The organism is Blautia sp. aa_0143 (assembly GCF_004167315.1).
Classification (GTDB): domain Bacteria; phylum Bacillota; class Clostridia; order Lachnospirales; family Lachnospiraceae; genus Blautia_A; species Blautia_A fusiformis.
The window spans coordinates 125,861-136,062 of the sequence record NZ_RCXU01000008.1 but is presented as its reverse complement, the minus strand read 5'-3'; the positions used below and the strand labels follow the sequence as shown (position 1 = coordinate 136,062).

8 protein-coding genes are annotated in these 10,202 nt (G+C 47.2%); 2 read left to right on the top strand and 6 right to left on the bottom strand.

The genetic code is table 11. The features are described from left to right. The first annotated feature begins 86 nt into the window (after nt 1-86). Nucleotides 87-731: a YesL family protein gene (locus EAI83_RS05730; RefSeq protein ID WP_118513235.1), complete on the top strand. Its 645-nt coding sequence runs from the start codon at nt 87-89 to the stop codon at nt 729-731. Nucleotides 732-900: 169 nt separating this feature from the next. On the opposite strand, the gene EAI83_RS05725 is transcribed toward EAI83_RS05730, so the two are convergent. Next, complete coding sequence (locus EAI83_RS05725) at nt 901-2,427, bottom strand: glycoside hydrolase family 31 protein (protein ID WP_015526056.1); 1,527 nt, start codon at nt 2,425-2,427, stop codon at nt 901-903. Nucleotides 2,428-3,357: 930 nt separating this feature from the next. Here EAI83_RS05725 and EAI83_RS05720 point away from each other — a divergent pair. Then, a complete protein-coding gene (locus EAI83_RS05720) occupies nt 3,358-4,185 on the top strand; it encodes an AraC family transcriptional regulator (protein WP_110104211.1) in 828 nt (275 codons plus the stop codon). Between the two features lie 143 nt (nt 4,186-4,328). Here the strand turns inward: EAI83_RS05720 and EAI83_RS05715 are convergent, their stop codons facing one another. The 5 genes from EAI83_RS05715 to EAI83_RS05695 all read right to left on the bottom strand — a co-directional run bounded on the left by EAI83_RS05715 (nt 4,329) and on the right by EAI83_RS05695 (nt 10,187). Further along, a complete protein-coding gene (locus EAI83_RS05715) occupies nt 4,329-5,930 on the bottom strand; it encodes an ABC1 kinase family protein (protein WP_129974749.1) in 1,602 nt (533 codons plus the stop codon). A 69-nt stretch (nt 5,931-5,999) separates the two neighbouring features. After that, on the bottom strand, nt 6,000-6,425 hold the full coding sequence (locus EAI83_RS05710) for a hypothetical protein (protein ID WP_180211336.1): 426 nt from the start codon (nt 6,423-6,425) through the stop codon (nt 6,000-6,002). A gap of 95 nt (nt 6,426-6,520) precedes the next feature. Then, nucleotides 6,521-6,898: a diacylglycerol kinase family protein gene (locus EAI83_RS05705; protein WP_021652500.1), complete on the bottom strand. Its 378-nt coding sequence runs from the start codon at nt 6,896-6,898 to the stop codon at nt 6,521-6,523. A 265-nt stretch (nt 6,899-7,163) separates the two neighbouring features. Further along, the gene (locus tag EAI83_RS05700) at nt 7,164-9,479 is read right to left on the bottom strand and encodes an ABC transporter permease (RefSeq protein ID WP_129974748.1); all 2,316 of its coding nucleotides are present in this window, start codon (nt 9,477-9,479) and stop codon (nt 7,164-7,166) included. A gap of 9 nt (nt 9,480-9,488) precedes the next feature. Continuing rightward, nucleotides 9,489-10,187 carry an ABC transporter ATP-binding protein gene (locus EAI83_RS05695; RefSeq protein WP_015526062.1) on the bottom strand — a complete coding sequence of 233 codons (699 nt, stop codon included), beginning with the start codon at nt 10,185-10,187 and terminating at the stop codon, nt 9,489-9,491. Nucleotides 10,188-10,202 lie beyond the last annotated feature (15 nt).

Genomic DNA, 10,202 nt, shown 5'->3' with positions numbered 1-10,202 from the left:
ATATCATCAAAAGCATACTCGTTGAAGTAGGAATGAAACATAGAAGTTTATAACTTTTTATAAGTTTTCAGTAACGGTATTTCGTTATGAATCTTTTAAATGAAGATAATGTCGTCCATGTATTTCTCAACAAGCTGGGTGACATCGTGATCGCCAATCTTCTTTTTATTCTCTGCTGCATCCCCGTGATCACCATTGGGCCGTCACTGACCGCCCTTTATCACTGCATGATGCGTACCGTAAAGGGGAATAACAACGGCACAACGAAAACATTTTTCAGAGCTTTTAAGGAAAACTTCAAACAGTCACTGATCATATGGCTGCTGATCCTTGCTGCCGGAGCCGTGATCATCCTGAATATACGCTTTCTGCTCCATGCAGAAGGAAGCGCTGCACATATGCTGTTTTATCTTTCTGTGGGAGTTCTGACTCTGCTGATAATTTTTACTCTATACATATTCCCGGTGATCGCAACCTTTGCTAATACACTGGGGGCACTTTGCAGAAATGCATTTCTGCTGGCATTTATGCATTTCCCCACAACGATCGCCATTGCGGTGATCACGATCTTTCCATTGTATATGACATATCTCGATGCAAAGCTACAGCCACTTTACGCATGCTGCTGGTTTTTCTTTGGATTTGGACTTGTAGCTTTTATAAATTCGATGCTGTTGTATCGATTTTTTAAGAAGCTGCTTCCTCCGGAGGAGGATATTTCGCTTTTGTGATGAAAAGCTTGGGAAAATTGTTATTTATTTAGATATAGTATTTTTAGATATAGTATTTTCGCTTTTCAAAGCGGAGGAAATCTGCGAGGGGGAAAGCACTCAGAGTTGCGAAGCCCGTTTTTCCCCCTCGCGCTCCCCCTTTCCGGGCACGCAATTGTTGTGCGTTGTCCTACACTCTCCTCAAAACAACCAGCCCATCATTCTCACCAAGAACCACATTCCGGCCACCATTCAGTACATCACCCTCAGTCTCTCCAAGGCTAACACACCTCCACTGCCCCTCAGGCAAAGTCACACTTCTGACAACCTCCCCCTGCTTCCAAACAGGCGCCACCAAAAGCGCATCACCAACCATAAACTGATCCATCACCCTCTCCATACCCTGTCCAGGGAAAACAAACTCCATAGAACGGGCAATCGGCTCACCAGTAACTTTCGCACACTCTACAGCCTTGAAAATCTCCGGCAGACATTTCTCTCTGAGCGCCAGCGCAGCCTTAACCTTCTGAAAATCCGCCTCAGGCAGCACCCTCCACGGAGAAGCCGAAAACTGCATCACCGGCATCAAAGCCGCGATCTGTGCATACCGCACAAACATCTCCGGCGTACACGCATTCTCATTCCCATTCAAAAAGCAGGTATACTCACCCCCGCCAATCATATCCGGACTGCCAAAAGGATGCCCAGTAAGCCCCTGGAGCAACGTATCCGGGATCAATCCCGCAATACCACTCTCATCCCACTTCGTCTGCTTATCACAAAGTCTCTGCATCAGAGAATAACCCCCGGCCCGGAAACACACTCTCAGCTCATTAAACGCAAACTGCTCTCCAAACTCAGCCCAAAGCCTGGACAACTCATCCGTAGAAACATCACGGAACAGCTTATCACCCGCATGATAATAACAAGGATCACCCGCGTCCAGTTTAAAGCCATCCACACCCATATCCGTCAGAACATCCAGCTGATCCTTCAGCCACTTCATCGCATCCGGATTCGTCAGATCCAAAGCTGCAGAATACCCATTCCACCACTCCAGGATACGAGGTTTTCCCTCCGGAGTTTCAATCAGAAAATGCTTATCCCTAGCCTCCCGGAACTCCAACGTATCCGGAGTAATAAACGGACAGATCCACAGCATCACAGAAAATCCCATCTCATGCAATTCTTTGAGCATCGCCTTCGCATCCTTGAAATTATCCCCCCTGAACTGCCACCTTCCATAATAAGGAGACCAGCCATCATCGATCATCAGAACACCGGATGGAAAACCATTTTCCAGAATACCTTTTGCATATTTCAGGATATTCTTCTGGGTCTGATAATAGGTAAGTTCGATCCAGGAATTGTATACCGGTACTTTGAAAAACCTGTCTGAAAGTTTGATCTCATGAAATGGAAAATGCGCTTTCATGGCTGCCAGGTATGCACCTCGCAGATCATTGAAGCCATCTTTCAGAATGATAGGTTCCGGACCTTCCGCCAGGATCTCACCATTTCTGAAAGAAATGTGAAAACCTGCATCGCTCCAGATGTAGCGGCCTTTCGAGGAAAGGAATAAAGGCATGATCTGATTGTGGGTTGGGTTTTCGCGGAAATCCCAGTCCACAATGTCGTCTGCACCTACGGGCTGGCGGTAGCCTTCATAGACTGCACCACCGTACCAGAATTCGTTTTTTAATATAGTTGTTTTCATGTTGAGGCTCCTCCTTTTATATGTAAATCTATTTTTTTAATGTTGAGGTTATTTTTGGGGGTATTAGTGTAAATTTATCCGCTTTTCAAAGCGGAGGAAATCTGCGAGGGAGAAAACACTCAGAGTTGCGAAGCCCGCTTTTCCCCCTCGCACTCCCCCTTTCCGGGCACGCTATATTGTCGTACGCTGTGGAAATGTGTTAATGTATTGGCACGGCGATGTATTCTACGGTATTGATAATGCTACGCTACACCGATGTATTCATCCTGCTCCGCTGTGTTCCTCTATATTCCTATGTATTGATATCTCATCCCGGCGCCACTGCATTGCCACAACAACTCACCTCCAAGTCGACAGCGAAACGCCTCGACCCATTCTTCCCCGGCAGACCACAGGGAAACTCTGCCTTTCGTCCCAGTCATCCAGCGTAGCGCTGATGACTCATCCAACTCCCGGGAAAACACCACCATTCCCACTCTGAACCAAATCCCCTCTCCGCCAGCCACATTTTCTCCATCCCCTTCCCTCCTCACCTGTAATCCCTCCCGCCATCGCCACTCTATCCCTTCCGCCCTGAAATACCAGCCCGTGAGGTGTGTGCTGCCTGTCGGCGGACTCTGCAGGAGGGGTGCTGATTCTTAGCCGGTGGAAATCTGCGTTGCTTCAAAAATTCTCGCTGTCTGAGCGGCTTCAGACGCGAGTTCGAGAATTTTTAAAGCGCTTTTAGCAGATTTTCAGCGGCTTAGAAGTCAGCCCCCGACGAAGCCCCGCCGACAGGCAGCACACACCTCACGGGCGTCCGTATATCCATATCCATCCTTGCCCTTCCCACACCCAATATTGTATAATCACCTCATACAACATTCCATCCCATTTTGTGACCCAAAATTGCGTTTTTGTTGAATAACCCAAAAACAGGAGGCCACCCAAATGAAAAACGATTCCAAAGAAACCCAAACCCAGCACACCCTCTCCGTCTACTTCTGCGGCCAGGAAGACTGCGGTCCGAACCACTCCTTCGGCCCGGCCATGCGCCCACACTACCTTCTCCACGTGATCTTCCACGGCAAAGGCATCTACCAGTGCAGCGGCCACACCTACCATCTGAAAGCAGGCGACGCCTTTCTCATCCGCCCCATGGACTCCATCTACTACCGCGCCGACACCTCCGACCCCTGGAGCTATGCCTGGGCAGGCTTTGACGGCTCCGCCTGCAAAGAAATCCTGAAACAAACCGTATTTTCCGACACCCCAATCTTCACCCCGGAAACACCCTCCCGGCAAAACAGCCTCCTCACCCACATGCAAAGCCTACTTGACACCTTTTCCGAAAACAACGGAAACGACCTTGCCTCCACAGGAAACCTCCTCCTGATATTATCCGACATGCAAAAAAAGCCCTCCGAAAGCAGGACCGACATCTCAAACCTGTACTTTCAGAAAGCCTCCGAATACATTAGAAACAACTATGCCTACCCCATCCAGATTTCAGACGTGGCACACTACGTAGGAATCGACCGTTCCTATCTTTACCGGATCTTCATGGAACATGAAAACACCTCCCCAAAACAATATCTCCTGAAACACCGCCTCCAGATGGCAGCCCAGCTTCTCTGCTCCTCCTCCTGCACCATCACAGAAGCAGCTCTCTCCTGCGGCTTCCGGGACGCTCCCTCCTTCTGCAACTACTTCCGCCAGGGAACCGGCTACACCCCAAGGGAATTCCGCAAAGCCTACAGCGGAACCATCTACACCTGACCAAACACCCGCACTCCGTCCTTTACCAGCTGGTCGGAAGATGATAGCTCCTAATCGCAGTTATAACAGCAGACCGAAACAATTCCATAACAGCAAAAAAAGACGGAAACCATCCCGCAGACTCTGCAAATGATCTCCGTCTTTTATTTTTTTCCTGAAAAGAAATGCTTGATAAACACATACAAAACAATAATAAAAGCAAACACATAGCCAAAAGCCCCCAACGCCGGAATCCCCCACAGCTTTGGTTTCATATCTGTAGTACAGATAATGCTGGAACTGATCAGAAGTGCCATCACCCACAGCCCCATCACAATATTCCGCACCAGCCGCCGCAAAAGCCACGCCAGATCATCCGAGGCATGAAGATCCAGATTGATCTTTGTCTGCCCTTTCATACAGCCCTGAAGAAAATCTGCTGCCAGAGAAGGAATATCCACTGCACGTTTCAGGGACCAGGCAAGATTTTTTCCTTCTTTTTTTATCTCACGCTTCCAGTTCCCATTGCTGAACAGCTGCTCCTTGAGCCTTGCCGCAGCAATCTGTGTCATATTGATGTCCGGACATATCTCAGCCAGAACCCCCTCCACATGAGTCAGCCCCCTTGCAAGCATAGTCAGTCCGTGAGGCATCATGATCTTATTTTCTTTCATGACCTCCATCAGGTCCACCATCACTTCAGCCACATCAATGTTCCCCATATCCGCAGTACCGTATTTCTCCATAAGTCCGCGGATATCCTCATAAAGCTTGCTGGAATCCGGTTTGCCTTTAAACTCCCCAAGAGCCAGGACCGCATCCTGGATCTTGCCGATGTTGTTCATGGCAACCCCTTCAATAGCTTCTGCGATCAGCTGACGATCGTGCTCTGTAAGCCGCCCCATCATTCCCATATCGATCCAGACGATCTTTCCATCCTGGATCCGCACGTTTCCCGTATGTGGATCCGCATGGAAAAAGCCATCCTCCATCACCTGTTTGATGAAATTATCCACATATTTCGTTCCGACCTCATTAAGATCATAACCATTGGCCAGAAGCGCAGCCTTGTCATTGACAGCAAAACCGTCAATATATTCCATCACAAGAATATGCGGCGAAATATACTCACGGTAGAGGATCGGTACTTTAACAAAAGCCACATCTTTGTTCTTTTTTGCAAATTCCGCCATATTTGCAGCTTCCGTCAGGAAATTCATCTCCTCCTGAGTCACAGTCCACAGTTCACTTAAAACCATGTTCAGATCCACCATGCCCTTAATGCTCACCGGCGGCATCAGGCGCACTGCTTTATGCATCAGGCCGATATCCCTGGCCATGGTCTCATAGATTCCTTTTCGCTGAACCTTGATCACAACCTCTTCACCTGTTTTCAGCGTGGCCCGATGCACCTGGGCAATCGATGCTGCTCCCAGAGGTTTCTGCTCAATATGCTGAAATTCCTCCTGCCATGGACATCCCATGGATTCCTCAAGAACCTCGATCACCTGGGAAAACGGCATGGGCGGCACATCCGAGCAGAGTTTCATCAGCTCATCGCAGTAGCGTTTCGGCAGAATATCGGAACGAAGAGACATGATCTGACCCAACTTAATATAAGTTGGGCCCAGATCTTCCAGTATGAGCCGGAGCTTCTCAGGAGAAACACCCCGGGTAATGGCATGTTTTTTCAGAACGGTTGTGATCTCTCTCAGCCGTTCTCCATATCCGCCTTTCTCTTTTTTCTCCTTTTCTTCTCTGCCCATAAACTTCTCCATTTACTGCTTCGTCTGCGTTATCGTTTAGTCAAGCGGATATTTGCGATCCGCAGTCGGTTACTCTGCTGCCTGTTCTTCGCTCCCGGTATCTTCTGCATTTTCTGTTTCCGCAGAAGCTTCCTGTACAGCTTCCTCTGCCGGTTCTTCTGCTGTCTCGGCTTTCTCCTCAGCAGCCTCGGCCTGCATGCGCTCGATCTGCGCCTTCACAGCAGCCAGCTGCTCCGGTGTCAGCCTGGAAATCGTTGCCTTCAGTTCTTCCTGATCATTCTTTCTGGCTGCAGATTCCTTTACAGAATCAGCAGCTGTCTTAACCGTTGATTTGATGTTATGCTTCAGCTCCTGATTAAGAACCTTACCCTGTTCAACCGTAAGCTCACCCTTTTTTACCAGTTCATCCAGGATTTCTTTGGATTTCTCTGCTGTCACTGCTGCTGTACCAATACCCACCAATAAAATTTTCTTCAGTCCTTCACCTAATTCCATAATATTTTCTCCTTTCCTGAAACCGGCAGCTGCCGGACCATCACACCACAGTCCGACACCAGACCCTATCCTGAAACAAAAGTTTTCTGTTCCTGTCATATTCCCAGAAAAGCAAGTCCCTTGGGAACAAAAATGATCAGTCCGACGATCGCTGCCATGATCGCTGCGATCAGTACTGCTCCGGCTGCTGTGTCCTTGGCGATCTTTGCCAGTGGGTGACGTTCCTCTGTGACCAGATCCACAACAGCTTCCACTGCCGTATTCACCAGCTCCAGCGCCATCACCATTCCGAACAGCCCCAGGCAGATGCACCACTCTGTCACGGAAATCCCAAGGATCAGTCCTGCGATCACCACAAGCGCTGCCACCATACAGTGGATCTTCATATTTCTTTCCTTGCGGATGCAGGTAAAAATCCCCTGAAACGCATATCCGAAGCTTTTATACAGCGGATCCTTCTTTCTGCCTGCCATGTTCCTCACCTGATTTCCTGTTTGAATTATTCCCTCCAACGGGAAGTATGGGATTATTATAACAAGTTTGTAGTAATATTTCCAGTATTCCGGAAAATTTATGAATATTTAAGGAGTATATGTGGTTATTCACAGATAACTGTTCAAGCGGATAAAAACATCCGCATTCAGTTAAACCACACATACTCCTGATCCTGTTGCATATTCTGTAAAATTTCCGGATATCCTGAATTATTTTTCCAGATATATATACAGATGTCACATATTATTCCACATTTTTCAGTGCTTCATCCATGGGCACATGACGGATCCTCCGGAATTCCAGCACTGCTACCACTGCATAGGCTGCGATTCCGATCGCTGTCATTTTCACATAGATCATGGGATCCACCCACATGGTAATCCATCCCGAAATACTGGAAAGCATCATCTCGCGGAACAGCACTTCCATGATCTGCCGTTCAACCGGAAGGCTTAATAGCAGGCAGAACACCACCACAAGTGATGTGGAAAGTATATACAAACGGCTGATCTCACCATTTGTATAGCCCAGGATCTTGGTCATGGAAATCGACTGGGCATTTTTTTCGATGATGACCTTGGAAAGCAGATAGATCACCACCAGGAAAATGATCACGGAAAATCCATACATCATTCCCATCATATCTCCCATGGAGACATCCAGCTGCCTGGATATTTTTGTAAGAGCTTCCAGATCAATGACAGAGCCGATATATTTTGAAGGGATATCCCGGATCTCTGTATCAGAGAAATATCCTCCAAAATAATCATCTTCAAGATCAAACGCCTCATTCAGTTTATCTCTTTCCATAAATACACAGAGGCTTGCCGCATAATCATAGATTCCATCTACTTTAAAGGAATACTCATCCTTCTCGTATTTTTCCTTCAAAGTTATGGTATCGCCCTCCTTGATCCGGAATTTATCTGCATAAGCACTGGAAATATAAACACCCTCTCCCGAAAGATCTGCACGGATATACTTGCTATCCGGCTCCACACCATAGAGAGTGATCTCCTCACTTTTATATTTACCAGGCATGGTATTCAGGGAATATGCAGAAAATTTTTCCGCATCCTTATTATCCGTTCTGGTATCCATATAATATTCCATAAGAGAACTCATGGCATCCGCTTTATTTCCTGAATAGGCACTTGCCGGAACCGAAAGCATGTACTGATATTTCGCCAGCATATTTTCCTGGATCTCAAGCTGATAATGATCCAGCGCAGACGGAAGAAGCATTCCGAAAAACAGCAGCAGATTTGCGAAAACAACTCCCACAAACAGCACCAGATAACTGCTGACATTCTGAAAGATCACCCGGAGGCGAAACCTGAAAAAAATTCCTATCTTCGGGCTTAAATACACTGCACGTTTCTGTTTTTTACCGGAAAAATCCCTTCGCAGAAGCTTCAGAGGCGAAAGCTGCAGGCGGTACCTGAGCACCGCATGATCGATCAGTATCATAATGATGACCGGAACTACGGTTGTCAGAAGAAAGGCATCTGCATTCCATACGGTCACATAAGTCGGCAGGCTATAGCTCCCGTAATACATGTCCGCACATACACCCTTAAATACGGTATATCCAAGAATATTTCCGATCAGGGCACCGGCCAGCGTGACCAGAACCGGAAGCGTCATATAATGAAGGATCAGCTCCCGTCTGGTATAACCGGATGCACGTAACGTACCGATAACACCGGCTTCCTTTCGGATCGTATTGCTGATGGTAATTCCAAACACAAAAGCCATGATCACGATCACAATATAAAGAAGCGTGATGACCATTGCCCTGTCTCCGCCCATATCATCACCGGTGAAAATGATCGCCTGGTTAAGATAACGTGGGACAAAGCTTTCCAGAGCTACCACTTTGCCAATGTCTTCCATGAGATTTTCGGAAACTTTCTTCTCCTCTTTTTCGTTCTTTGGCTGATGATCATATATCCATGCATAATTGTACCGGAGCTTTTCCTGATCCAGATTTTCAAATTCCTCCGTGGCTACGATCGCCACACCAAACTTTACAGAATCAAACATGGAATCATTATTATTCTGAAACAGGGCACTGTAATCCGAAAGTGCCACCAGGCCTGTGATCTTCCAGGATTTTTCACCTCTGATCAGGGTATCTCCTACCTTAAGACTGTTGTTATCCGCATACATACGGTCAATGGCGATCTCGCCCTGCCCTGACGGCATTTCTCCCTTCATCAGGCAGACCTTATTCACCTTCTCACGGTTTTTAAAAAAACGCATGGTGCTTCCGTTATCCAGATCTTCTTCTATATAGTAGTTCTCATAGAGCTTAACACCGGCAGCTTCAATATCCTTCCACTGAGAACTGTAAATCTTTTCCGCAGTACGGAAATTTCCGTTTTCGATGTTATATTTATCAAAGCTCTCATTATAAGCCTTCAGCATGCTTCCATCGGCTACCAGAAAGCCGGACACAAACCCGATAGTCAGTACCATCAGCAGGAAAACCACCAGATATTTTCCAAATTCCCCCTTCAGTTCCCTGGGGATACGTTTACGTAAAGGATTCTTCATAATGCCCCCTTACCATTCCAGGTCAGCAGCCGGAATCTTCTGCTCATTCTGATAGTTTCTGCGAATCATCCCGTCACGAAGCTTTACCACACGGTCTGCCATATCCTTGATGGCATCGTTATGAGTAACCATGACTATAGTATTTCCGTATTTGTGATTGACTGTTTCGATCAGCTTCAGGATTTCCTTGGAGGTGTTGTAGTCCAGAGCACCGGTAGGCTCATCACAAAGCAGGATATCCGGATTTTTTACAATGGCACGTCCAATAGCAGTTCTCTGCTGCTGACCTCCCGAAAGCTGGTTCGGAAGCTTCCGCTGATGTTCATAAAGTCCCAGTGTCTCCAGCAGTTCATCCACATCCAGCGGTCTGTCACTTAAATAAGCACCAACTTCAATATTCTCCCTCACAGTCAGATTGGGGATCAGATTATACATCTGAAAAATATATCCCAGATGTTTTCTGCGGTAGAGGGAAAGCTTCTTTTCATTCATATCCTCCAGCTGTTCTCCCTGAATGGTAATGCTTCCTGCATCTGCTCCGTCAATGCCGCCAATAATGTTTAGCAGCGTGGATTTCCCGGAACCGGACGGCCCCAGAAGCACACAAAATTCTCCCTTTTCAATCTCAAGATCGATCCCCTTCAGAACATCTACATGGCTCTCTCCTGCCCCGAAGGATTTTTTGATTCCTTTTATCTCCAGAAACATAAACCGCTCCTTCCA

Coding starts and splice junctions, on each gene's coding strand:
- EAI83_RS05705 (WP_021652500.1), bottom strand. CDS start 6,898: ATGGCAGGCAGAAAGAAGGATCCGCTGTATAAAAGCTTCGGATATGCG.
- EAI83_RS05725 (WP_015526056.1), bottom strand. CDS start 2,427: ATGAAAACAACTATATTAAAAAACGAATTCTGGTACGGTGGTGCAGTC.
- EAI83_RS05695 (WP_015526062.1), bottom strand. CDS start 10,187: ATGTTTCTGGAGATAAAAGGAATCAAAAAATCCTTCGGGGCAGGAGAG.
- EAI83_RS05700 (WP_129974748.1), bottom strand. CDS start 9,479: ATGAAGAATCCTTTACGTAAACGTATCCCCAGGGAACTGAAGGGGGAA.
- EAI83_RS05715 (WP_129974749.1), bottom strand. CDS start 5,930: ATGGGCAGAGAAGAAAAGGAGAAAAAAGAGAAAGGCGGATATGGAGAA.
- EAI83_RS05730 (WP_118513235.1), top strand. CDS start 87: ATGAATCTTTTAAATGAAGATAATGTCGTCCATGTATTTCTCAACAAG.
- EAI83_RS05720 (WP_110104211.1), top strand. CDS start 3,358: ATGAAAAACGATTCCAAAGAAACCCAAACCCAGCACACCCTCTCCGTC.
- EAI83_RS05710 (WP_180211336.1), bottom strand. CDS start 6,425: ATGGAATTAGGTGAAGGACTGAAGAAAATTTTATTGGTGGGTATTGGT.